This is a genomic window from Variovorax sp. Varisp85 (assembly GCF_047304045.1).
In the GTDB taxonomy this organism is placed as follows: Bacteria; Pseudomonadota; Gammaproteobacteria; order Burkholderiales; family Burkholderiaceae_C; genus Variovorax.
On sequence record NZ_JBGLYN010000006.1, the window covers coordinates 1 to 22247 of the forward strand.

General features: G+C 65.2%; 24 protein-coding genes. 5 read left to right on the forward strand and 19 right to left on the reverse strand.

The annotated features are described in order from the left end of the window. The 9 genes from ACCC97_RS04010 to ACCC97_RS04050 all read right to left on the reverse strand — a co-directional run. The coding region (locus tag ACCC97_RS04010; RefSeq protein ID WP_413331662.1) for a GTP-binding protein at positions 1–428 on the reverse strand (428 nt) is incomplete at its 3' end. Between the two features lie 142 nt (positions 429–570). Then, positions 571–2670 carry an elongation factor G gene (gene fusA / locus ACCC97_RS04015; RefSeq protein WP_007829590.1) on the reverse strand — a complete coding sequence of 700 codons (2100 nt, stop codon included), beginning with the start codon at positions 2668–2670 and terminating at the stop codon, positions 571–573. Positions 2671–2766: 96 nt separating this feature from the next. Beyond that, complete coding sequence (rpsG, locus tag ACCC97_RS04020; protein ID WP_007829591.1) at positions 2767–3240, reverse strand: 30S ribosomal protein S7; 474 nt, start codon at positions 3238–3240, stop codon at positions 2767–2769. Positions 3241–3389: 149 nt separating this feature from the next. Next, the gene (gene rpsL, locus ACCC97_RS04025) at positions 3390–3767 is read right to left on the reverse strand and encodes a 30S ribosomal protein S12 (protein ID WP_013543948.1); all 378 of its coding nucleotides are present in this window, start codon (positions 3765–3767) and stop codon (positions 3390–3392) included. Positions 3768–3970: 203 nt separating this feature from the next. After that, positions 3971–5140 carry a D-alanyl-D-alanine carboxypeptidase family protein gene (locus ACCC97_RS04030; RefSeq protein WP_007829593.1) on the reverse strand — a complete coding sequence of 390 codons (1170 nt, stop codon included), beginning with the start codon at positions 5138–5140 and terminating at the stop codon, positions 3971–3973. Between the two features lie 40 nt (positions 5141–5180). Further along, positions 5181–5813 carry an alpha/beta hydrolase gene (locus tag ACCC97_RS04035; RefSeq protein WP_007829594.1) on the reverse strand — a complete coding sequence of 211 codons (633 nt, stop codon included), beginning with the start codon at positions 5811–5813 and terminating at the stop codon, positions 5181–5183. Positions 5814–5849: 36 nt separating this feature from the next. Next, entirely contained in the window at positions 5850–6203 is a 354-nt protein-coding gene (locus ACCC97_RS04040) for a (2Fe-2S) ferredoxin domain-containing protein (protein WP_007829595.1), read from the reverse strand. A 44-nt stretch (positions 6204–6247) separates the two neighbouring features. Continuing rightward, on the reverse strand, positions 6248–7378 hold the full coding sequence (locus ACCC97_RS04045) for a VanZ family protein (RefSeq protein WP_413331663.1): 1131 nt from the start codon (positions 7376–7378) through the stop codon (positions 6248–6250). A 12-nt stretch (positions 7379–7390) separates the two neighbouring features. Next, complete coding sequence (locus tag ACCC97_RS04050; protein WP_056522085.1) at positions 7391–7819, reverse strand: CopD family protein; 429 nt, start codon at positions 7817–7819, stop codon at positions 7391–7393. 367 nt (positions 7820–8186) lie between these two features. On the opposite strand from ACCC97_RS04050, the gene hemB reads away from it, so the two are divergent. Both hemB and ACCC97_RS04060 read left to right on the forward strand, forming a co-directional pair. Next, complete coding sequence (hemB, locus tag ACCC97_RS04055; protein WP_413331715.1) at positions 8187–9173, forward strand: porphobilinogen synthase; 987 nt, start codon at positions 8187–8189, stop codon at positions 9171–9173. Positions 9174–9184: 11 nt separating this feature from the next. Beyond that, a complete protein-coding gene (locus tag ACCC97_RS04060) occupies positions 9185–10327 on the forward strand; it encodes a magnesium transporter CorA family protein (protein WP_007829606.1) in 1143 nt (380 codons plus the stop codon). A gap of 87 nt (positions 10328–10414) precedes the next feature. Here ACCC97_RS04060 and ACCC97_RS04065 read toward each other — a convergent pair whose 3' ends face one another. Continuing rightward, positions 10415–10780 (reverse strand): hypothetical protein, encoded by a 366-nt coding sequence (locus tag ACCC97_RS04065; protein WP_007829608.1) that lies wholly within the window; start codon positions 10778–10780, stop codon positions 10415–10417. A gap of 304 nt (positions 10781–11084) precedes the next feature. Here ACCC97_RS04065 and ACCC97_RS04070 point away from each other — a divergent pair, with 304 nt between their 5' ends. Next, positions 11085–11990 carry a LysR family transcriptional regulator gene (locus tag ACCC97_RS04070; protein WP_007829610.1) on the forward strand — a complete coding sequence of 302 codons (906 nt, stop codon included), beginning with the start codon at positions 11085–11087 and terminating at the stop codon, positions 11988–11990. Positions 11991–12008: 18 nt separating this feature from the next. Here the strand turns inward: ACCC97_RS04070 and ACCC97_RS04075 are convergent, their stop codons facing one another. Next, the gene (locus ACCC97_RS04075; protein ID WP_007829612.1) at positions 12009–12692 is read right to left on the reverse strand and encodes a dienelactone hydrolase family protein; all 684 of its coding nucleotides are present in this window, start codon (positions 12690–12692) and stop codon (positions 12009–12011) included. Between the two features lie 73 nt (positions 12693–12765). After that, positions 12766–13371, reverse strand: coding sequence for a 2-hydroxychromene-2-carboxylate isomerase (locus ACCC97_RS04080; RefSeq protein ID WP_007829614.1), 606 nt, complete (start codon positions 13369–13371; stop codon positions 12766–12768). Between the two features lie 73 nt (positions 13372–13444). On the opposite strand from ACCC97_RS04080, the gene ACCC97_RS04085 reads away from it, so the two are divergent. Both ACCC97_RS04085 and ACCC97_RS04090 read left to right on the forward strand, forming a co-directional pair. Next, entirely contained in the window at positions 13445–14191 is a 747-nt protein-coding gene (locus tag ACCC97_RS04085) for an SDR family oxidoreductase (RefSeq protein WP_007829617.1), read from the forward strand. 2 nt (positions 14192–14193) lie between these two features. Next, complete coding sequence (locus tag ACCC97_RS04090) at positions 14194–14847, forward strand: MarC family protein (protein ID WP_007829619.1); 654 nt, start codon at positions 14194–14196, stop codon at positions 14845–14847. A 5-nt stretch (positions 14848–14852) separates the two neighbouring features. Here ACCC97_RS04090 and ACCC97_RS04095 read toward each other — a convergent pair whose 3' ends face one another. From ACCC97_RS04095 to ACCC97_RS04125, 7 genes are all read right to left on the reverse strand, one after another. Next, the gene (locus ACCC97_RS04095; RefSeq protein WP_413331664.1) at positions 14853–15314 is read right to left on the reverse strand and encodes an EVE domain-containing protein; all 462 of its coding nucleotides are present in this window, start codon (positions 15312–15314) and stop codon (positions 14853–14855) included. A 167-nt stretch (positions 15315–15481) separates the two neighbouring features. Then, complete coding sequence (locus ACCC97_RS04100) at positions 15482–16648, reverse strand: ABC transporter substrate-binding protein (RefSeq protein ID WP_413331665.1); 1167 nt, start codon at positions 16646–16648, stop codon at positions 15482–15484. A gap of 33 nt (positions 16649–16681) precedes the next feature. Then, positions 16682–18538: an AMP-dependent synthetase/ligase gene (locus ACCC97_RS04105; RefSeq protein WP_413331666.1), complete on the reverse strand. Its 1857-nt coding sequence runs from the start codon at positions 18536–18538 to the stop codon at positions 16682–16684. Positions 18539–18543: 5 nt separating this feature from the next. After that, positions 18544–19317, reverse strand: a complete 774-nt coding sequence (locus tag ACCC97_RS04110; protein ID WP_413331667.1) for an ABC transporter ATP-binding protein — start codon at positions 19315–19317, stop codon at positions 18544–18546. Next, a complete protein-coding gene (locus ACCC97_RS04115) occupies positions 19314–20132 on the reverse strand; it encodes an ABC transporter ATP-binding protein (RefSeq protein ID WP_413331668.1) in 819 nt (272 codons plus the stop codon). Before ACCC97_RS04115 ends, ACCC97_RS04110 begins: the two co-directional genes overlap by 4 nt. Before the next feature lie 145 nt (positions 20133–20277). Continuing rightward, positions 20278–21354, reverse strand: a complete 1077-nt coding sequence (locus tag ACCC97_RS04120; protein WP_413331669.1) for a branched-chain amino acid ABC transporter permease — start codon at positions 21352–21354, stop codon at positions 20278–20280. Positions 21355–21360: 6 nt separating this feature from the next. Continuing rightward, positions 21361–22236 carry a branched-chain amino acid ABC transporter permease gene (locus ACCC97_RS04125; RefSeq protein ID WP_007829636.1) on the reverse strand — a complete coding sequence of 292 codons (876 nt, stop codon included), beginning with the start codon at positions 22234–22236 and terminating at the stop codon, positions 21361–21363. Positions 22237–22247 lie beyond the last annotated feature (11 nt).

Sequence of the window (22247 nt, forward strand, 5' to 3'; positions counted from 1 at the left end):
TCGTCGACCATGTCGCACTTGTTCAGGAACACGATGATGTAGCCCACGCCCACCTGGCGAGCCAGCAGGATGTGCTCACGGGTCTGGGGCATCGGGCCGTCAGCGGCCGAGCACACCAGGATGGCGCCGTCCATCTGGGCGGCGCCGGTGATCATGTTCTTCACGTAGTCGGCGTGGCCGGGGCAGTCGACGTGTGCGTAGTGGCGGTTGGCCGTTTCGTACTCGACGTGCGCGGTGTTGATCGTGATGCCGCGCGCCTTTTCTTCGGGCGCAGCATCGATCTGGTCGTAGGCCTTGGCTTCGCCGCCGAACTTGGCCGACAGCACCGTGGCGATCGCCGCCGTCAGCGTGGTCTTGCCGTGGTCGACGTGACCGATCGTGCCCACGTTCACGTGCGGCTTGGTGCGGGTGAATTTACCTTTTGCCATTTTTCAATCCTTGAAAGAGCATGTCCCGTGTGTTGGTTTTATGTCTGCATCCGATTGCTGGTTCGCCTCGCACGGGAACGTGGCGGCACCGGATCGCAGACAACGAGGGCCACGCACTGCGCGGCCCTGCATTCTTGAAAACTTACTTTGCGCGAGCAGCCACGATGGCTTCGGCAACGTTGCGCGGAGCTTCAGCGTAGTGCTTGAACTCCATCGTGTACGTGGCACGGCCTTGTGACATCGAGCGCAGCGTGGTCGAGTAGCCGAACATTTCCGACAGCGGCACTTCGGCCTTGATGGACTTGCCGCCACCGATCATGTCGTCCATGCCCTGCACCATGCCGCGGCGTGAGGACAGGTCGCCCATCACGTTGCCGGCGTAGTCTTCGGGCGTTTCGACTTCCACGGCCATCATCGGCTCCAGGATCACGGGGCTGGCCTTGCGGGCGCCTTCCTTGAAACCGAAGATCGCGGCCATCTTGAACGCCATTTCGTTCGAGTCCACGTCGTGGTACGAACCGAAGTGCAGCGTGACCTTGACGTCGACGACGGGGTAGCCCGCCAGCACACCTTGCGTCAGCGCTTCGACAACGCCCTTTTCCACCGCGGGGATGTATTCGCGAGGAACCACACCGCCCTTGATGGCGTCGACGAACTCGAAGCCCTTGCCCGCCTCCTGCGGCTCGAGCTTCAGGATCACGTGACCGTACTGGCCCTTGCCGCCCGACTGGCGAACGAACTTGCCTTCGGCTTCTTCGACGGTCTTGCGGATCGTTTCGCGGTAGGCCACTTGCGGCTTGCCGACGTTCGCTTCCACGCCGAATTCGCGCTTCATGCGGTCCACGATGATTTCGAGGTGGAGCTCGCCCATGCCGGCGATGATGGTCTGGCCCGATTCTTCGTCGGTCTTGACGCGGAACGACGGGTCTTCCTGAGCCAGGCGCTGCAGGGCGATGCCCATCTTTTCCTGGTCGGCCTTGGTCTTGGGTTCGACGGCCTGCGAGATCACCGATTCCGGGAACACCATGCGCTCGAGCGTCACGACGGCTGCGGGATCGCACAGGGTTTCGCCCGTGGTCACTTCCTTCAGGCCCACGCAGGCGGCGATGTCGCCGGCGCGGATTTCATTGACTTCTTCGCGGTTGTTCGCGTGCATCTGCACGATACGGCCGATACGTTCCTTCTTGCCGCGCACCGGGTTGTAGACGCTGTCGCCCTTGGTCAGCACGCCGGAGTAGACGCGCACGAAGGTTAGCTGGCCCACGAACGGGTCGGTCATCAGCTTGAATGCCAGGGCCGAGAACTTCTCGTTGTCGTCGGCCTTGCGGGTGACGGGCGCTTCGTCTTCGTCGGTGCCGTTGACGGGCGGAATGTCGGTCGGTGCCGGCATGTATTCGACGACGGCGTCGAGCATCGCCTGCACGCCCTTGTTCTTGAAGGCCGAGCCGCAAAGCATCGGCTGGATTTCGCCGGCGATGGTGCGCTGGCGGATGGCCTTCTTGATTTCTTCCTCGGTCAGCTCGTTGCCTTCGAGGTACTTGTTCATCAGCTCTTCGCTGGCTTCGGCAGCCGCTTCGACGAGCTTTTCGCGGTATTCGTTGCAGACATCGGTCAGGTTCGCGGGGATGTCACCGTAGGTGAAGGTCACGCCCTTGTCTTCGTCCCAGATGATGGCCTTCATCTTCACGAGGTCGACGATGCCCTGGAAGTGCTCTTCGGCACCGATCGGGATCTGGATCACGACGGGGTTGGCCTTCAGGCGGTCGACCATCATCTGGCGCACGCGCAGGAAGTCGGCGCCGGTGCGGTCCATCTTGTTGACGAACGCGAGGCGGGGCACCTTGTACTTGTTGGCCTGGCGCCAGACGGTTTCCGACTGGGGCTGCACGCCGCCGACGGCGTCGTACACCATGACGGCGCCGTCCAGCACGCGCATCGAGCGCTCGACTTCAATGGTGAAGTCCACGTGGCCGGGGGTGTCGATGATGTTGATGCGGTGTTCTTCGAACTTGCCAGCCATGCCCTTCCAGAAGCAGGTGGTGGCAGCCGACGTGATCGTGATGCCACGCTCTTGCTCTTGCTCCATCCAGTCCATCGTGGCGGCACCGTCGTGCACTTCACCGATCTTGTGGTTCACACCGGTGTAGAACAGGATACGTTCGGTCGTCGTGGTCTTGCCAGCGTCAATGTGCGCGGAGATACCGATGTTGCGGTAGCGCTCGATGGGGGTCTTGCGGGACATGATTTACTTTCGGGTTAAATGCGTTGAGCGCTGGTTCTCGAGTACGGACGACATCGCCCGACACTCAAGATCCAACGCCCAAGCTGTGTCTGATTTTTAGAAGCGGAAGTGGCTGAATGCGCGGTTGGCTTCTGCCATGCGGTGCACTTCGTCGCGCTTCTTCATGGCACCGCCACGGCCTTCCGTGGCTTCCATCAGTTCGTTGGCCAGACGCAGGGCCATCGACTTCTCACCGCGCTTGCGGGCAGCTTCCTTGATCCAGCGCATCGACAGGGCGAGGCGACGGACGGGACGGACTTCGACCGGCACCTGGTAGTTCGCACCGCCAACGCGGCGCGACTTCACTTCGACCATCGGCTTCACATTGTTGATGGCAACGGTGAAAGCCTCGAGAGGGTCCTTGTCCGGGTTCTTCTTTTCGATGAAGTCGAGGGCACCGTAGATGATGCGCTCGGCAACAGCCTTCTTGCCGCCTTCCATGATCACGTTCATGAATTTGGACAGCTCGACATTGCCGTACTTGGGATCCGGCAGGATTTCACGTTTGGGGACTTCGCGACGACGTGGCATTTTTCTAACCTCTTTGCTTCAGTTGGCATCGTTTCCGATACCGCGAGAGCCAGTCAGGACTCTCACTTACTCGACCCGGGATTGGGTCACTTCGTTCGACAAGCCCGCCAAGGCCATCGAACACCGCTTGTTTTTTACAACAGGAAGGCTTAAGCCTTCTTGGGACGCTTCGCGCCGTACTTGGAACGCGACTGCTTGCGGTCTTTCACGCCTTGCAGGTCGAGCGAACCGCGCACGATGTGGTAACGCACACCGGGCAAGTCCTTGACACGGCCGCCGCGAACCAGCACGACGCTGTGTTCCTGCAGGTTGTGGCCTTCGCCGCCGATGTAGGAGATGACTTCGAAGCCATTGGTCAGACGGACCTTGGCAACTTTACGAAGCGCCGAGTTGGGCTTCTTTGGCGTCGTGGTGTAGACGCGGGTGCAGACACCGCGACGTTGCGGCGAGTTCTGCATGGCAGGGCTCTTCGAATTGATCTTTTCGACCGTTCGACCCTGACGCACCAGTTGATTGATGGTTGGCATGAATGAATTAGTCCCAAAACGCCCCGGCCTTGGCTGTGAAACCGTCCTTGTCCTTGTCGTGACGCAAGGCAGGGAAGCCGGGAATAACGAAAACGTGAAACCCTTCGGAAATTTCCGAAAAGCCCACGAGTATAGCAAACGAGCATGAAACGGCAAGGTCAGCCGCGGCGGCTGGCCGCCGACGGCCTTGCAATCCCACCGATTTACTTGATCCAGAGCCGCACGGCATCCCAGGCGCGGCCGAATATCCCTGCCTGCTCGACGGGCTCCAGGGCGACCAGCGGCACATCCGCGACCGGCTGGTCGTCCAGGGTGACCTTGAGCGAACCGACGGGCTGGTACTTGGCGAACGGAGCCACCAGCGGATCGGGGCGCGACACCTGGGTCTTGATCTTGGCGGCAGTGCCGGCCGGCACCGCGACCACGATGGCCTCCGGACGGCCCAGCTTCAGGATGTTGGCCTTGCCCTTCCAGACGGCCGGAGTGGCAGCCGGCTGGCCTGCGTCGAACAGGCGGACCGCGTCGTAGGCCGTGTAACCCCAGTTCAGCAGCTTCTGCGACTCGTTGGCGCGCACGGTCTCGCCGGTGGTGCCCAGCACGATCGACAGCAGGCGGCGCCCACCGGTCAGGTTCGGGAAGTCGCGCTTGGCGGTGGCGATCATGCAGTAGCCGGCCGCTTCGGTGTGGCCGGTCTTCAGGCCGTCGACGGTCGGGTCGCGGAACAGCAGCAGGTTTCGGTTGGTGTCGTTGGTCGACGGGGTGCCCGGATAGCGGTACTTCTTGATGGCGTAGTACTTGGCTTCCTCGGGGAAGTCGCGCACCAGGCGGGTCGCCAGGATGCTCAGGTCGCGGGCCGTCGTGGTGTGACCGGGGGCCGTCAGGCCTTCGGGGTTCTTGTAGCTGGTGTTCTTCATGCCCAGGGCCTTGGCCTGGGCGTTCATCATTTCGACGAAGTGCTCCACCGTGCCGCCGACGCCCTCGGCCAGCGCCACCGTGGCGTCGTTGCCGGACTGCACGATCAGGCCCTTGATCAGGTCTTCCACCGGCACCTGCATCTTGGGGTCGATGAACATGCGCGAGCCGGGCATCTTCCATGCGCGCGGGCTGACCGGCATCGTCTGGGTCAGCGTGATCTTCTTGGCGCGCAGCGCGTCGAACACCACGTAGGCCGACATCAGCTTGGTGAGCGAAGCCGGCTCGACCGGGCTGTCGATGTCCTTCTGCGCCAGGATCTGGTTCGCGGTCACGTCGAGCAGCAGGTAGCTGCGCGCGGCAATTTCGGGCGGCGTCGGCACCTGGGCGACGGCGATCAGGCTGACGGATGCAGCGGCGGTAAGGACCAGCGCGCGGAGCGCGCCAAGAAAACGATTCATGGGGAGTTCGGAAAGAGACGAAAACAAGCCTGCGAGGCTTTCACGCGATGTCCGCGCGCAGATGGCGGACCACGAGACTTTTGAGCAGCGGCAATTGTCCGTGAAAGAAATGGCCGCCCCCGGGAACGACTGTGACAGGAAGTGACTGGGGCCGCGCCCAGTCCATCACGGCGGAGAGCGCCACGGTGTCGTCGGCTTCGCCATGAACCACCAGCATGCGCTCGTGCGCCTCGGCCGGCAGCGTGGCCACGGTGTTGCGCGCGGCGGCCGTGCCCACCAGCACGATCTGCCGGATGTCGCGTTCGGCCCAGAGTCTTGCGGCGGCGCCGCTCGCGACGAAAGCACCGAAGGAAAAGCCGGCGATCGCCAACGGACCTTCGGACGCCAGCTGGCCCACGACATTCAGCATGTCGTCCAGCTCACCGCGTCCCTCGTCGTGCACGCCTTCGCTGGCACCCACGCCGCGGAAGTTGAAGCGCACCGTGGTCCAGCCGCAGGCGACGAAAGCGCGCGCCAGCGTCTGCACCACCTTGTTGTCCATCGTGCCGCCGAACAGCGGGTGCGGATGGGCGATCACGGCAATGCCGCGCGCAACACCGGCAGGCTGGTCGCGTTGAACCTCGATCGCGCCGGCGGCGCCCTGGAGGCTGATCTTTTCGGTCTGGGAGTTCATTGGCGCAGGGTACGAGCGGAGAGCCGGTGGAAAAGTTCAGCGTCCGACATCGGGAGGCAGCACCAGCCGCTCGACGACCTGGCCGTTCTTCAGGTGCGACTCGACGATTTCGTCGATGTCCTCGCTGTCGACGAAGGTGTACCAGACGGCTTCGGGGTACACCACGGCCACCGGCCCGCCCGCGCAGCGGTCGAGGCAGCCGGCCTTGTTGACGCGCACCTTGCCAGGCCCTGCGAGCCCCTGCTCCTTGACCTTCGCCTTGCAGCGATCGAAGCCCTCCTGCGCGTTGTGCATGGCGCAGGAGTCTTCGCCGTTCTTGCGCTCGTTGAGGCAGAAGAAGATGTGGCGACCGTAATAGCCGGACGGCTTGGCGGGAGAGGAACTGGGCATCGGCAGATTTTAGTGACCGCCTCCCGGCGTCGTGGCCCGGACGCTCAGACCGTCGCAACGGCGGCAGGCCGGCTCCGCCGCGACAAGGCGGCCACCACATACGCCAGCACGGCGAATGGCCAAGTCCAGCCGAGCCACTGCGCCAGTCCGTGGAAGCGGATGAAGCGCCCCTGCTCCCAAGTGGCCAAGGTCTGGGCGAAGTACGCGCTCTCGGGCGCCTGGTTCAGCAGGCTCAGCTGCAGCACGAGCCCCACCAGCAGCAGTGCCGCGCAGAGGCGGCGCGGCGCGAAAAGCAGCAACACGCCAGCGAACAAGGCCGCGGCGATGCCGACCTGCACCGGCAGGTCCAGCCATGCCCATGCGTGCTCGGGCCCGTAGCTCAATGCCGCCGACAGCGCCGAGGCCGCGACGCCGGTCAGCAGCGTCAGCGGCAGCAGGACCGCGCGCTGGGCCACGGAGCGCGCCACCAGGTAGCCCAGCAGGCACGGCACCAGCGCGCCGAGCATCACGCACAGCAGTTCCACCGCGGGCACCAGCGGTTCGAGCTCGAACTGCCGCAGCGGCAGCCAGTCGATGAAGGGCGTGTCGAGCAGCCATTCGGAGATCGCCACTTCGAGCCGCTCGAACACCTGCCCGAGCCCGAAGGTGACGGCGGCCGGAAACAGCAGCGCGAAAGGCCACAGCGCGAGCAGCACCAGCGCGCCGCGCGACTCCTCGACGAACCACTGCGAACGCGCGCGGCTCCAGTGCGCAACCGCGCCCAGCCGCTCCAGCCCCGCCGCCAGCACCGCGCCGAGAACGGTGCCGGTCGTGTTGAGCCCCAGGTCCACATTGGAAGGGATGCGCGCAGGCAGATAGCTCTGCAGCGTCTCCATGGCGAAGGCGATCGCCGCACCCGCTATGACGGCTCGCAGCACGGCATGCCAGACGGCAGCGGTCCGGCCCGTGCGCAGTGCCGCCAGGGCGCAGAGGAATCCGAAGGGCATGTAGCCCACCACGTTGACGGCGAAGTCGAAACCCGTCCAGTACTTGGGCCAGGGCGCCGACAGGTAGGCCCAGGGCGCGATCCCCTGGTCGCGCCAGTCGGCGAACGGATAAAGGCTGGCATAGACGATCAGCGCCGCATAGGCGAGCGCCAGGGGGAGCGCGGTTGACTTGTGCGGCCTCTCCACCATGTGCACCGGGCTTCAGAACGGCTTGACGACCACCAGGATCACGATACCCAGCAGCAGCAGCACCGGCAGTTCGTTGAACCAGCGGAACCAGCGGTCGTTACGCCGGTTCTCGCCCGCCACGAAGCGGCGCAGCAGCACGCCGCAGCCATGGTGGTAGCCGATGGCCACCAGCACCAGCGCCAGCTTGGCATGCATCCACCCGTTGCCCGGGCCGCGCCCGATGCCATAGCCCAGCCAGAGCCACAGGCCGAAGCCGAGCGCCGGGACTGCCAGAAACGTCGTGAACCGCATCAGCTTGCGCGCCATCAGCAGCAGCCGTTCACGCTCGGCCACCGACTCGGGCGGCACCATCGCCAGATTGACGAAGATCCGGGGCAGGTAGAACAACCCCGCGAACCAGCTCGCAATGAAGACGATGTGAAGAGATTTGACCCAGAGCATGGCGGCAGTTTAGTGGCGCCCTCTCGCCGGCCCCGGGGTTTTGCGGCAGTGCCTCCGCACGGCGGGCAAAAAAAAGCCCGACGTCTTCACGCCGGGCTGGGAAGCCCTTTTGCTGTCACACATCAAGGCACCCGCTCAGGGAGGAAAAGCGGGGAGCGGCAAGCCGCCCGCTTCAGAATTTAACAAAGACGAAACAAGGTTTCAAGCGACTGAGGCACTTTCTTTGACATTTAAGGCAAAAAATTTAGAACCTTGGTTCTACGATTTTCCGTAGTTGTCAGACAACCGCCTCCTTCGAACGGACGCGGCGAAATGTCGCTTCAGGCACAATTTTGGATATATGACGTCATCATCTTCCCCCTTGGCCATGTTCCCCGCCGGGCGGCCGCGGCGCCTGCGCCGCGATGCCTTCACCCGCAACCTCGTGCGGGAGCACGCGCTGACGGCCAACGACCTGATCTACCCGGTGTTCGTGCAGGAAGGCGAAAAACGCCGCGATGCCGTGCCTTCGATGCCCGGCGTGGACCGCCTGAGCCTCGACCTGCTCTTGCCCGTGGCCGAGCAGTGCGTCGCCGCCGGCATCCCGGCGATGGCGCTGTTCCCGGTGATCGACGCCAGCCTCAAGACACCCAACGGCGACGAGGCCTTCAATCCCGACGGGCTGATTCCCCGCGTGGTGGCCACCCTCAAGGCGCGCTTCCCCGAACTGGGCGTGATGACCGATGTCGCGCTCGACCCCTACACCAGCCACGGCCAGGACGGCCTGCTCGACGACACCGGCTACATCCTCAACGATGCGACCGTTGAAGTGCTGGTGAAGCAGGCGCTCACACAATCGCAAGCCGGCGTCGACATTGTGGCGCCCAGCGACATGATGGACGGCCGAATCGGCGCCATCCGCACCGCGCTCGAGGCCCGCGGCGACGTGCACACGCGCATCATGGCCTACAGCGCCAAGTACGCCAGCGCCTTCTACGGCCCCTTCCGCGACGCCGTGGGCTCGGCCGCCACGCTCGGCAAGAGCAACAAGAAGGTCTACCAGATGGACCCCGGCAACAGCGACGAGGCCCTGCGCGAAGTGGCCATCGACATCGCCGAGGGCGCCGACATGGTGATGGTGAAGCCCGGCATGCCCTACCTCGACATCGTGCGCCGCGTGAAGGACCAGTTCCACGTGCCGACCTTCGCCTACCAGGTGAGCGGCGAGTACGCGATGCTCAAGGCGGCCGCCCAGAACGGCTGGCTCGACCACGACGCCGTGGTGCTCGAAAGCCTGCTGGCCTTCAAGCGTGCCGGCGCCGACGGCGTGCTGACGTACTTCGCGCTCGACGCCGCGCGCCTGCTCCAGAAGTAGCGCGCACCGGCATGCGCATCTTCGAAATCAATCGCTCGCAGGTCAGCGAGCACTCCGCACTGACGCCGTTGACCGTGCCGGGCGCGTGCGGCGCAGGCGGCTACCTGTGGATCTCGCTCACGCGCGAGGAATTTCGGACTTCGCTGGCCGAGGTGCAGCAGATCCTGCAGACCTTGTGTCTCACGCAGCTGGTCGACCTGCACGTGGCCGACCTGCTCAACGATCAGCTGCCTTCACACTACGACTACACGTCCCAATACGACGTGCTGGTGTTCCGGCGCCTTGCCAACGGGAACGGGCAGGGCCAGGAGGCCCCGGCGGGTGGCGCGGCGCCGCGCCTGCCCCGCAGCGGCCCGCCCGTGCTGCGCCGCGTCGACACCCGTCCGGTCGGCTTCGCGGCGTTCGACCGCGTGCTGCTGTCGGTGCACCCGGAAGACGGCGCGGTGCGCGACGCCTTCGCCGCGCGGCTGCTGGCGGCCGGCTCGCCCGACGACCGCGGCGCGCCAGCACTCGACGTGCGCGCCACTTCGTCGCGCGTGCCGGCCAGCCCTTCGGACCTGATGCTGCGCGTGATCAACCAGATCGTCGACGGCTACCTCGACCTGCGGCGCGAACTCACCAAGCAGCTCGACCACTGGCAGACCGAGCTGATCGACCCGCGCAGCCGCTTCACCAACTGGGGGGCGCTGATGGAAGCGCGCCAGTCGCTGCACCACCTGGACGAGATCTGCGAGGACCAGCGCGCCGCCATGCAGGACTGGATCGACTCGCTCGAGACCCTGCCCGTGCCCAAGGGCGAGACCGAGCGGCGCGAGCGCGAACTCATCATGATCCGCAGCCGCGACGTGCTCGAGCACATCGAGCGCGTGGTGCACCACGTGCACCGGCTGGAGCAGAACGCCGAAACCGCGGTGCAGATGCACTTCAGCGTGCAGGGCCACCGTGCCAACGACATCATGCGGGTGCTGACGGTGCTCACTGCCGTGTTCCTGCCGCTCAACCTCATCGCGGGTATCTTCGGCATGAACTTCGAGTTCATCCCGCTGGTGCACAAGGCCGACGGTTTCTGGATCGCGATGACGTCGATGCTGGTCATCGCCGTGCTGCTGGTGCTGATCTTCTGGCGCAAGCGCTACCTCGCCCGCACGCGCTGACTCCCCTATATATCAGCGGCAAATGCAAAAGGGCCACGCTTTCGCGTGGCCCTTTTGCATTTGGGCAACCCCGAGGGGCCGCTTCGATTACTTGGCGATAGCGCCCGAACCTTGCTGCGCCTGGAGTGCGTCAGCCGGATTGGCCATCGTCGAGATGACCTTGCTGTTGACGCGCGAACCCGAAGTCACGTTCTGGTCGGGAGCGTAGGCGGTGCGAACGGCTTCGGCTTCGACGATCGCGCGGTCCTTCGACACGGCGACGGTTTCCGCACCGCGCGAACCGCGCACGACGTTCTGGTTCGGAGCCGACGCGGTGCGTGCGGCTTCGGCGTTGACGTCGTCGCGGCTCTTGGTCGAGACGGCAGTGTTCACGCCTTGGTAGGTTTCGGCTTGGGCGCCAACGGCGGCCAGCAGGGTCAGGGCGGCAGCGGCGAGGATTTGCGAGGTCTTCATGTTCAGTTCTCCTAGTGTGTTCGTCGGATGGTTCGTCCACCAGGCTTGCTGGTTCGCTTGCCTGTGCGGCGAGTTTCCGGGCGAACTGCACTGCCAGAACACTCGGATCAGAGACACCGTGTTTCCTCTATTGAAACAATGCGAGCATCAAGGCATGCCGGTAGAAGAAAGCGGCCGGTTCCGGAACGGCCCAGCCGTGGCTGGCAACGTCGACGTGAACCACAGTGTCGCGGGAGCCGGCTAAGAAAAACCCCGGAGAATCGAACCATCGCGTTCCCAAAACGGAAACAATGGGCTTATTCACATGGACAGTCTCGACCTGATCAGAACCTTTCGGGAAGTCGCCTCGCAAGGCAGTTTTTCCCAGGCAGCCAAGAGGCTCGACATGTCGAAGGCCACCGTCAGCAAGTACGTGGCCGAGCTGGAAACCCGCTTCGGCGTGCGTCTTCTCAACCGCTCCACGCGCTCCGTGAGCCTCACCGACGCCGGCCAGCTGCTGCTGGAGCGCAGCACGCCGGTGCTCGAGATGGTCGAGCTCACCCAGTCGGAACTGCAGGACCGCGCCAGCCAGCCCGGCGGCCGGCTGCGCATCTCGGCGCCGCACGGCATGGGCAACGGCGAGTTTCCGAACCTGCTGGCCGACTTCATGCGCTACTACCCCGACGTGACGATCAGCCTGCAGCTGACCAACCGCACCGTCGACCTCGCCGAGGAAGGCATCGACGTCGAACTGCGCAGCGGCCCGGTGGAAGACGCCAACCTCATCGTGCGCAAGCTGCGTCTGATGAACATGGTGGTCTGCGCCTCGCCGATCTACTGGAAGAAGCACGGCAAGCCCGAGCATCCGCGCGACCTGTCTGGCCACGACGCCCTCACCTTCTCGCTGCTGGGCCAGCAGCCGGTGTGGCGCTTCGACGAGAACGGCACGCCGCTCGACGTGCAGGTCAAGAGCCGCATGGACTGCACCGAGGCTGCGCCGCTGATCCGCGTGGCGATGCACGGCTTCGGCGTGATCTACCTGCCGTCGATCCTCGTGCAGTCGCACCTCGACCAGGGCGAACTCGTGCCCGTGCTGCAGGACTACGCGCGCAAGGACATGTGGCTGTCGGCCGCCTACCTGCAGCGGCGCCACAACAGCGCCGCGCTGCGCGCGCTGCTCGACTTCCTGCAGACGCGAGTGGGTCCTGAATCGGCGCAAAGAAGCAAGTAAGGGCGCCGAGGCGCTGCTTCAGCCGACGTGCTTCGCAAAGAACGCCAGCGTGCGTTCCCGCGCGAGCTTTGCCGCGTCGGCGTCGTAGGAGCCGCGCTGGTCGCAGTTGAAGCCGTGGCCGACCGGGTACACGTGCACTTCCACCTCCGGATGCGCCTTCTTGAACGACTCGACGGTGTCCAGCGGAATCCAGTGGTCCTGGTTGCCGAAATGCGCGAGCACCGGCACCTTGGGCTGGCGTGCCGTTTCCTCGGGCGTGGTCATGCCACCGCCGTAGTAGGGTGCCGCTGCCGCCAGGCCCGGCAGCAGCGCCGCTGCGCGCCACACCAGCAGGCCGCCCCAGCAGTAGCCGACGATGCCGACCTTGCCGGCCTTCGACGCGTAGGCGATGGACGCCTCGATGTCCTGCAGCACGCCCGGCGCCGGCAGCGCCTCGACCGCGGTTTTCAGGCCGAAGCCGTTCTTCATGTCGTCGTCCGAATAGCCCAGCTCCACGCCCGGCTTGACGCGGTGGAAGGTCGACGGCGCCACGGCGAGGTAACCCTCCGCCGCGTAGCCGTCAGCCACCGCGCGGATGTGCGAGTTGACGCCGAAGATTTCCTGCACCACGACCACCGCGCCGCGCGGCTTGCCCGCCGGCTCGGCCACGTAGGCGGGGAAGATGAAGCCGTCCTTGGCCTTGAGATCGATGAATTGACCCATGTTGTCTTGCTCCTTGATGGCAAATAGATGAATGAATGAATGAATGAATGAATGAATGAATGAATGCCGGGGGTCAAGGGCGCAGCGCTCGCTCGACAAAGTCGAGGCGGTCCTGGCCCCAGAAGATCTCGCCGTCGATCACGTAGCTCGGCGCGCCGAACACCTGGATGTCGATGGCCTCCTGCGTGTAGGCCTCGTAGCGCTCCTGCACCGCCTGGCTCTGAGACTGCTCGGCGCGCTTGGGCGACAGCCCGCATTCGATGACCAGCGAATCGAGCACCTTCGGATCGCCGATGTTGCGCTCCTGCACCCACACGGCCGCGAACACCGCCGCGCACATGCGCATGGCTGCCTCGGTGCCGTCGTGCATGTCGACCGCGATGATGAGCCGGGCCGCATCGTCGCTGGCCACGGGAAAGAACTTCGGCCTGGTGTTCAGCGGCAGGCCGAGGTGGCGCGAGAAGCGCGCCAGGTCGACCAGCCGGTACGCCTGGCGCTGCGGTGCGCGTTTGCCCAGCGGCAACCCGCCCGACACAGGGAACACGCTGCCCATGTCGATGGGCCGTACGCGCACCGCGGCACCGGCGGCCGCGGCAATCGCCGCGAAGCGGGAATGCCCCAGATAAGTCCATGGGCTCTGTGGCGCAAAGTAGTAGTCGATGGTTCTGTTGGTGCTCATGCGCGTGCCCCCGATGATGTAATCCAAGCCAACGGTTTTAACTGACACGCAGTTTCTCTGCAGGAGGTAGGTTTTGGACCAAGTGCTCTTGATCACGGGCGGCGGGCGCGGCATCGGCGCCGCCACCGCCGTGCTCGCCGCGCAGCGCGGCTACGCGGTGGCCGTCAACTACGCCAGCAACTCTCTGGCCGCCGACGAGGTGGTGCGCACCATCCGCGCGGGCGGCGGCACCGCCATGGCCGTGCAGGCCGACGTGGGCGACGAGGCGCAGGTACTCGCCATGTTCCAGAAGGTCGACGCGAGGTTCGGCCGGCTGACGGCGCTGGTCAACAACGCCGGCGTGGTCGACGTGCAGGCACGCGTCGACGAGATGAGCGTGGCCCGGCTGGAGCGCATGTTCCGCATCAACGTGATCGGCAGCTTCATCTGCGCGCGCGAGGCCGTGCGGCGCATGAGCACGCGCTACGGCGGCGCGGGCGGCGCCATCGTCAACATCTCCAGCGCCGCCGCGCGGCTGGGCTCGCCCGACCAGTACGTCGACTACGCCGCGAGCAAGGGCGCCATCGACACCTTCACCATCGGGCTGGCCAAGGAAGTGGCGGCCGAAGGCATCCGCGTGAACGCAGTGCGCCCCGGACTGATCGATACCGAGATCCACGCCTCGGGCGGCATGCCGGACCGCGCCTTCGATCTCGCGCCCACCGTGCCCATGCAGCGCACCGGCAGCGCAGAGGAAATCGCGGGCGCCATCCTGTGGCTGCTGTCCGCCGAGGCCAGCTACACCACCATGGCCCTGCTCGACGTCGCCGGAGGCCGCTGACCATGAGCACCTCGATGGACCTGATCAAGCCGCTGGTCACGCTGGTGGCCATCGTCAACCCGCTGGCCATCGTGCCGTTCTTCATCCACTACACGCAGGGCTACAGCGATGCGCAGCGCCGCCACACGGTGCGCATGTCGGCCTTCAGCGCTTTCGTGGTGATCGCGGTGAGCGCGCTGCTCGGGCTGCAACTGCTGTCCTTCTTCGGCATCTCGATCGCGAGCTTCCAGGTCGGCGGCGGCCTGCTGCTGCTCATGAGCTCGCTGTCGATGCTGAATGCCAAGCCGGCCGAGAGCAAGACCAACGTCGAGGAGCTGCGCGCCACCGAAGTGAAGGCCTCCATGGGCGCGTCCATCGCGGTGGTGCCGCTCACCATTCCGCTGCTCACCGGGCCGGCCACCATTTCCACCGTGGTCATCTACGCGGACAAGACGCAGCACCTGTGGGAACTCGCGGTGCTGGTCGGCTACGGCGTGGTGGTCGCGCTGGCCACCGCGGTGGCCTTCTCGCTCGCGCAACCCATTGCGCGCGTGCTCGGCAAGACGGGCATCAACATCATGACGCGGCTCATGGGGCTGATCCTCGCTGCGCTCGCGGTAGAGGTGATGGCCGATGGGCTGGGGAAGCTGTTTCCGATCCTGCAGCGCGTGGGCTGATTCATTCAGCCCAGCATCTTCTCGATGATCCGCCAGTGCGCGGGTTCGACCGGCGTGATCGACAGCCGGTTGCCCTTGCGCAGCACGACCAGGTCGGCCAGCTCGGGCCTGGCGCGCAGCTCGGGCAGCGAGAGCAGCCGCGTCTTGCGCAGCGCCTGCACATCCACCAGCAGCCAGCGCGGATCGTCCTTCTTCGAGGCCGCGTCGTAGTAGGGCGACTTCGGATCGAACTGCGTCGGGTCGGGCTTGATGCCCGAGGCCACGCGCGCAATGCCCGCGATGCCGGGCTCCGGGCAGCTCGAGTGATAGAACAACACGCCGTCGCCGACCTTCATGCCATCGCGCATGAAGTTGCGTGCCTGATAGTTGCGCACGCCGGTCCAGGCCACGGTGGCGCCGGGCGCGGCGAGCGCATCGTCGATCGAGACCTCGTCGGGCTCGGATTTCATCAACCAGTACTGTGGCATTGCGGGGTCTTCACCAGAGAAGTTCGCCGCGAATATAAACCCCGGCCAACCTGCGCACCTTCATCGCGGAACACCGCGGAACCGGCTTTGCCGGGCCGCAGGTGTTGCCCCCGGCGAGGGGGTGTGCGCAGCGACACGAAGTGCGCGAAGCATGGGGGAGCGCCGGGTCATGGTGTCACATAGTCGGACACGACCACCCACTTGCCATCCTTGATCTGCGACAGGCGCGACAGATCGTTGCCCAGGCGCTTGGTGGCGGTGTAGCTGCTCTTCGGGCTGCCGAACATGTCGGGCTCGAAGGTCATGCTGTCCATCGCCTTGATGAAGCTGTCGGTCGTGAGGTTCGGCCCGGCCTTGGTCGCCGCCTTGATGAACGAATCGATGATCACGTAGCCGTACACCGAGAACACGGTCGGGTCTTCGTTGAACTTGGTCTTGTACTTGTTGGCCCAGAAGCGCAGCGGCTGCGACTGCTCGTCGGTGTACGGGTTCTGCACCGTCATGGTGGCGTAGATGCCGTCCATCGCCTTGCCGCCCAGCTTGTGGATCAGGTCGGTGTAGGCCGCGCTCGAGCCCAGGAAGGTCGGGTTGAAACCCGTCTTGCGCGACTCGCCCACGGTGCCGATGGTCTCGCGGATGATGGTGCCGAGCACCACGAGGTCGCAGTTGGCGGCCTTCATCTTGGCGACCTGCGAGCTGAAGTCGGTGGCGCCGCGCTTGAACGAGGTCTTCTCGGCCAGCTCCATGCCGGCGGTCTTCAGGCCCGCCTCGGCGCCGCGCAGCACCTCGAGGCCGAACTCGTCGTCCTGGTAGATGGTGCAGACCTTCTTGGCGCCCTTCTCCTTGATCATCTTGGGCAGGGCCAGGCGGATCTGGTCGTAGTAGGTGGCTGCGAACGAATACTTCAGCCGATTGAGCGGCTCGTACATTTCGCGCGCTGCGGTGATCGGCATGAAGTTGACGATGTTCTTCTCGAACTGCACCGGCATCGCCGCCATGTTCTGCGCCGTGCCGATGTGGCCGGCCATGATGAATATCTTTTCCTGGTTCACCAGCTTCTGCGCCGCCAGCACGGCCTTCTTCGGGTCGTAACCCGAGTCTTCGACGAAGAGCTTGAGCTTGCGCCCATTGAGGCTGCCCTGCTCGTTGAGTTCGTCCACGCGCAGCTGCATGCCGTTGCGCGCCTGCTTGCCGAAGCCCGCGAGCGGACCCGACAGGTCCTGGATCGTGCCGATGCGGATCTCGTCCTTGCTCACGCCCTGCTGCTGAGCGGATGCGAGCGTCGCGACCAGGCCCAGCACGGCCAGCGTCGTCAGTGTCTTGAGCTTCGTCATAGCGGTGTCTCCTCGGGTTGGCAAAAAAAGAGGTCAGCGGTACATGGCGTCGATGCGGCCGGCGTACTTGGTCTGCACCAGCTTGCGCTTGAGCTTCATCGTGGGCGTGAGCTCCTCGTCCTCGGCGCTGAGCTGCGTTTCGAGCAGAAAGAACTTCTTGATCTGCTCGACGCGCGCGAACCTGGCGTTGACGCGATCGATCTCGCCCTGGATCAAATCCTGAACTTCCTTCGTGCGCGTCAGGCTCTCGTAGTTGCTGAACGGCACGTCGTGGTCCTGCGCAAACTTCTCGACGTTCTCCTGATCGATCATGACGATCACCGTGAGGTAGGGCCGCTTGTCGCCGATGACCACGGCATCGGTGATGTAGGGGCTGAACTTGAGCTCGTTCTCCAGCTCGCTGGGCGTCACGTTCTTCCCACCCGCCGTGATGATGATGTCTTTCATCCGGTCGGTGATGCGGAAATACCCGTCCTCGTCCATCGTGCCCACGTCGCCGGTGTGCAGCCAGCCGTCGGCGTCGATGGTCTCGGCCGTCTTCTCGGGCAGGTTGAGGTAACCCATGAAGACATTGGGGCCGCGCACCAGGATCTCGCCGGTGGCGGGGTCGAGGCGCACCTCGTTGTAGCCGGTGGCCGGGCCGATGGAGCCCGGCTTGATGCGCGTGGCCGGCACCGCGGTCGAGGCGCCGCACGACTCCGTCATGCCCCACACCTCCAGCATCGGCACGCCCAGCGCGAGATACCACTTGACCAGCTCGGGCGAGATGGGCGCCGCGCCCGTCACCAGGAAGCGCGCGCGGTGGATGCCGATGAGCTTGCGCGCGTTGTCCAGCGCGAGCATGCGCGCGAGCCTGAACCTGAACTTCAGCGGCGAGCTCACCGGCTCGCCCGCCAGCACGCGGTTGGCGATCTCCTCGCCCACGCCGATGCTCCACCTGTAGGCCGCCTGCTGCAGCGGGCTCGCCTCCTTCAGGGCGATCATCACGCCCGAATAGAACTTCTCCCACACGCGCGGCACGGCCGTGAACACCGTGGGTGCGATCTCGCGCACGTTCTCCGGCACGGTCTCGGGGTTCTCGACGAAGTTGAGGATAGCGCCGGTGTACATCGCGAAGTACTCGCCGCCCATGCGCTCGGCGATGTGGCACAGCGGCAGGAAGCACATGCGCTCGTCGGTCTGGTCCTGCGCGACGAGCGTGTTGTAGCCGCGCGCGGTGTACACGAGCCCGGCATGGCTGTGCATGGCGCCCTTGGGCTTGCCGGTGGTGCCCGAGGTGTAGACGAGGATGGCGAGGTCTTCAGGGCGGCAGGCGGCAACCGTACGTTCGACCGCCTGCGGATCGGTGGCCAGGTGCTGGCGCCCGAGCGCGCGCAGCGCGTCGAGGCTCATCACCGCTGCATCGTCGAGGTCGCGCAGGCCTTCCATGTCGAACACGACCAAGCAGCGCAGGCGCGGCAGGCCGGCGCGCACCTCGAGCGCCTTGTCGAGCTGCTCGTCGTCTTCCACGAAGAGCACGGTGGTGCCCGAGTCTTCGCAAAGGTAGTGCACCTGCGAGGCCGCGTCGGTCGGATAGATGCCATTGGAGACACCGCCGCAGCTCAGCACCGCGAGATCGGCGAGCACCCATTCGATGACGGTGTTGGACAGGATCGACGCGCACTCGCCCGGCGCAAAGCCGATGGACTGGAGGCCGGCCGCGATCTCGCGCACCGCGTCGGCGGTCTGGTGCCAGCTCCAGCTGCGCCAGATGCCCAGTTCCTTCTGCCGCATCCAGATGTTGTCGCCGCGCTGCTTCACGGCGCTCCAGAACATCGCGGGAATGGTGTCGCCGGGCACGACGACGTCGAGCCGGGGTGCGAAGGCGTCGAGGTCCCAGAGTCCTTGCATGGCGGCTATCTCCAGGTTTTCTTCTTTTTCCAGCGCCGCTCGCCGCGCACGCCGTCGTCCTTCACGCCGAGGTAGAACTCCTTGATGTCTTCCTTCTCGCGCAGGCGTTCACAGCTGTCTTCCATCACGATGCGGCCGTTCTCCAGCACGTAGCCGTGGTCGGCGGCGTTGAGCGCCATGTTGGCGTTCTGCTCGACCAGCAGGATGGTGGTGCCGCGCTCGCGGTTGATGCGCACGACGATCTCGAAGATCTCTTTCGTCAGCTTCGGACTCAGCCCGAGGCTCGGTTCGTCCAGAAGAATCAGATGCGGCGCGGCCATGATCGCGCGCGAGATGGCGAGCATCTGCTGCTGGCCGCCCGACAGCAGCCCCGCGTCCTGCGTGGCCCGCTCGCGCAGGATCGGGAAGTAGGTGTAGACCGTCTCCATGTCCCGCGCCACGCCGTCGCGGTCCTTGCGGGTGTAGGCGCCCATCAGCAGGTTGTCCTTCACCGACAGCAGCGGGAACACCTCGCGGCCTTCGGGCACGTGGCTCAGCCCCTGCTGGACGATGTGGGCCGGGTCCTTGGCAGTGATGTTCCTGCCCTGGAATTCGATGCTGCCCTTGCGGGGGTCGATGATTCCGGAGATGGTCTTGAGGATGGTCGTCTTGCCTGCGCCGTTCGAACCGAGCACGGTCACGATCTCGCCCTGCCTGACTTTCAGGCTGACGCCACGGATCGCCTTGATCGGACCGTAGGCGCTCTCTACGTTGAGAAGCTGAAGGACTGCGTCGCTCATGCCGCCGTCCTCCTCAAGCTGCTCACGTCGTCCACGGTCCCGAGATAGGCCTCGACAACCCGCGCATCGGCTTGCACCTCGCGAGGAGAGCCGGTAGCCAGCACCTCGCCCATGTTCATCGCCAGCACCCGGTCGGACACCTTGGAAACAAGCGACATGTCGTGCTCGACCATCAGCACAGACACACCCAGCTCATGCTGGATGTCCTGGATCCAGAACGCCATGTCCGCCGTCTCTTCCACATTGAGCCCCGAAGAAGGCTCATCGAGCAGCAGCAGCTTCGGCTCCGTGCACAGCGCACGCGCCAGCTCGACGACCTTGCGAACGCCATAGGGCAACCCCGCCACCATCGAATCGCGATGGTGCTGCAGGTCCAGCAGCTCGATCACCTGCTCCGCCTTCTCGCGCGCCTCGATCTCCGCGAGCCGCGTGGCGGGCGTGAAGAACACCTCGCTCCAGAACCCCGTCTGCCGGTGCCTGTGCCGGCCGATCAGCAGGTTGTGCAGCACCGTCGCGTGCTCGAACAGTTCGATGTTCTGGAAGGTGCGCGCAATGCCCAGCGCGGCAATCGCATGCGGGGCCTGCCGGGTCAGCGCAATGGCGCCGCCCTCCTCGCCATGCCACGTGATCTCCCCCATGGTCGGCGTGTAGATGCGGCTGATCAGGTTGAACACCGTCGTCTTGCCCGCCCCGTTCGGCCCGATCAGCGTGAACACCTCGCCACGCCGCACATCGAAGCTCACCTTGTTGACCGCCAGCACCCCGCCGAAGCGCACGCTCAGCTCCTTGGCCGAAAGAAGAATGTCGCCGCTCATCTCTGGGCTCCGTCACTCGCCGGCGCGCAGGACTGCCGCACCCCGTTCGCAGGACACCGCGGAACCGGCTTTGCCGGGCAGCAGGTGTCGCCCCCGGCGAGGGGGTTGGCGAAGCGACACGGAGTGCACGAAGCCTGGGGGAGTGTCATCTCAGCCGGTCCGACTTGGTGAACGACTTCTGCCGCTTGAACAATCCGCGGCGATAGAACGGAAAGAGCTGCAGCCATGTGCGCACCTTGAGCCATCGGCCGTACAGCCCCAGCGGCTCGAACAGCACGAAGGCGATCAGCACCAGGCCATACACCAGCCCCTGAAGCCCCGGCGCCTGCCCGATGACCGCGGGCAGCCAGTCCTTGCCGATGGAAATCAGCTGCGGCATCGCGATCAGGAAGATCGCGCCAAGGAACGCGCCGTGCACCGAGCCGAGCCCGCCGATCACCACCATCAGCAGCAGGTCGATCGACTGCAGGATGCTGAACTGGTCCGGCGAGATGAAGCTGAGCTTGTGCGCATACAAGGCCCCGCCCAGGCCCGCGAGTGCCGCCGAGATCGCGAACGACATCGTCTTGTAGCGTGCGAGGTGAATGCCCATGCTCTGCGCCGAGATCTCCGAATCGCGGATCGCGACAAAGGCGCGCCCCGTCGGCGAGCGCAGCAGGTTCAGGATGCCCAAGGTGGAAATCACCGCAACCACCAGGCACAGGAAGTAGAAGCCATCGCCCGAGCCCAGCGACCAGCCGAATATCTCCGGCGCCTTCACATGCAGGCCGGCATTGCCGCCCGTCACGCTCTCCCACCGCGCGAACACTTCCTCGACGATGAAGCCGAACGACAGCGTCGCGATGCCCAGGTAGATGCCCTTCACGCGCAGCGCCGGCAGCGCGACCACCACGCCCACGGCCGCCGACAGCGCCGCGGCCGCGATCAGCGCAACCGGAAACGGCACACCGGCGTTCGTCAGCACGCCCTGCGTGTAAGCGCCCGCGCCAAGAAACGCCGCATGCCCGATCGAGAACTGCCCCGTGAACCCGGCCAGCAGCATGAGCCCCAGGCCGACGATCCCGTAGATCAGCACGAAGGTCAGCTGCGCGAGCCAGTATTCGTCGATCACCCATGGTGCGACGACCAGGAACGCCACCAGCAGGCTGTACCAGAACACATGCCCGCCGTGCCGGGCAAGGCGGATGTCCTGGTCGTAGCTGGTCTTGAAGATGAAGCGCATGAACGATCAAACTTTCTTGCGCAGCTTCTCGCCGAACAGGCCGTTCGGCTTGATCATGAGCATCAGCAGCACCACGATGTACGGCGCCGTGTCCTTGAATCCATCGGGCAGATAGAAGCCCGCGAACGACTCGACGATGCCGATGACCAGCCCGCCGACGATGGCACCCGGCAGGCTGCCGAAACCGCCGACCACCGCCGCCGGAAACGCCTTGAGCCCGATGAAGCCCATGTTCGCGTGCACGAAGGTGATGGGCGCGAGCAGCATGCCCGCGATGGCCGCGACCGCCGCTGCCAGGCCCCACACCAGCCCGTTGAGCCGCTTCACCGGAATGCCCATGTAGTAGGCCGCCAGCTGGTTCTGCGACGAGGCCTGCATCGCGATGCCGAGCTTGCTGTAGCGGAACATCGCGAACAGCAGGGCGCAGAGGATGGCGGTGGCGACGATGATCGCGAGCTGCTCGAGGTTGACCACCAGCTCGCCCAGTTTCCAGATCTGGTCCTTGTAGGGCACGGGGAGCGTGTGGGTGTCGGTGCCGATGCCCGGCACCATGGTGATGAGCCCGCGCGCCACGTAGGCGATGCCGATCGTGAGCATCACGATGGAGAACTGCGGCTGCCCGAGGATCGGCCGGATCACCACCAGTTCGAGCAGCACGCCGAAAGCCGCCATCGCCACCACGGCAAGGATGGCCGCGAGCCAGAACGGCAGGCCGAACAGCGACATGCCCGCGAACGCACCGAAGGCCCCGAGCATCATCAGGTCGCCCTGCGCGAAGCTCACGGTTTCGGTGGCCTTGTAGATCAGCACGAAGCCCAGCGCGATCAGGCCGTAGATGCAACCTTGCGCAATGCCCGACAGCAGGAGTTGGAGGATCTGCATGGGGCCTCTTC

Coding starts and splice junctions, on each gene's coding strand:
- ACCC97_RS04040 (WP_007829595.1), bottom strand. CDS start 6,203: ATGCCCAGTTCCTCTCCCGCCAAGCCGTCCGGCTATTACGGTCGCCAC.
- ACCC97_RS04120 (WP_413331669.1), bottom strand. CDS start 21,354: ATGCGCTTCATCTTCAAGACCAGCTACGACCAGGACATCCGCCTTGCC.
- ACCC97_RS04080 (WP_007829614.1), bottom strand. CDS start 13,371: ATGAGCACCAACAGAACCATCGACTACTACTTTGCGCCACAGAGCCCA.
- ACCC97_RS04035 (WP_007829594.1), bottom strand. CDS start 5,813: ATGAACTCCCAGACCGAAAAGATCAGCCTCCAGGGCGCCGCCGGCGCG.
- ACCC97_RS04115 (WP_413331668.1), bottom strand. CDS start 20,132: ATGAGCGGCGACATTCTTCTTTCGGCCAAGGAGCTGAGCGTGCGCTTC.
- ACCC97_RS04095 (WP_413331664.1), bottom strand. CDS start 15,314: ATGCCACAGTACTGGTTGATGAAATCCGAGCCCGACGAGGTCTCGATC.
- fusA (WP_007829590.1), bottom strand. CDS start 2,670: ATGTCCCGCAAGACCCCCATCGAGCGCTACCGCAACATCGGTATCTCC.
- ACCC97_RS04100 (WP_413331665.1), bottom strand. CDS start 16,648: ATGACGAAGCTCAAGACACTGACGACGCTGGCCGTGCTGGGCCTGGTC.
- ACCC97_RS04050 (WP_056522085.1), bottom strand. CDS start 7,819: ATGCTCTGGGTCAAATCTCTTCACATCGTCTTCATTGCGAGCTGGTTC.
- rpsG (WP_007829591.1), bottom strand. CDS start 3,240: ATGCCACGTCGTCGCGAAGTCCCCAAACGTGAAATCCTGCCGGATCCC.
- ACCC97_RS04125 (WP_007829636.1), bottom strand. CDS start 22,236: ATGCAGATCCTCCAACTCCTGCTGTCGGGCATTGCGCAAGGTTGCATC.
- ACCC97_RS04030 (WP_007829593.1), bottom strand. CDS start 5,140: ATGAATCGTTTTCTTGGCGCGCTCCGCGCGCTGGTCCTTACCGCCGCT.
- ACCC97_RS04075 (WP_007829612.1), bottom strand. CDS start 12,692: ATGGGTCAATTCATCGATCTCAAGGCCAAGGACGGCTTCATCTTCCCC.
- ACCC97_RS04090 (WP_007829619.1), top strand. CDS start 14,194: ATGAGCACCTCGATGGACCTGATCAAGCCGCTGGTCACGCTGGTGGCC.
- ACCC97_RS04065 (WP_007829608.1), bottom strand. CDS start 10,780: ATGAAGACCTCGCAAATCCTCGCCGCTGCCGCCCTGACCCTGCTGGCC.
- hemB (WP_413331715.1), top strand. CDS start 8,187: ATGTTCCCCGCCGGGCGGCCGCGGCGCCTGCGCCGCGATGCCTTCACC.
- ACCC97_RS04060 (WP_007829606.1), top strand. CDS start 9,185: ATGCGCATCTTCGAAATCAATCGCTCGCAGGTCAGCGAGCACTCCGCA.
- ACCC97_RS04105 (WP_413331666.1), bottom strand. CDS start 18,538: ATGCAAGGACTCTGGGACCTCGACGCCTTCGCACCCCGGCTCGACGTC.
- ACCC97_RS04110 (WP_413331667.1), bottom strand. CDS start 19,317: ATGAGCGACGCAGTCCTTCAGCTTCTCAACGTAGAGAGCGCCTACGGT.
- rpsL (WP_013543948.1), bottom strand. CDS start 3,767: ATGCCAACCATCAATCAACTGGTGCGTCAGGGTCGAACGGTCGAAAAG.
- ACCC97_RS04045 (WP_413331663.1), bottom strand. CDS start 7,378: ATGGTGGAGAGGCCGCACAAGTCAACCGCGCTCCCCCTGGCGCTCGCC.
- ACCC97_RS04070 (WP_007829610.1), top strand. CDS start 11,085: ATGGACAGTCTCGACCTGATCAGAACCTTTCGGGAAGTCGCCTCGCAA.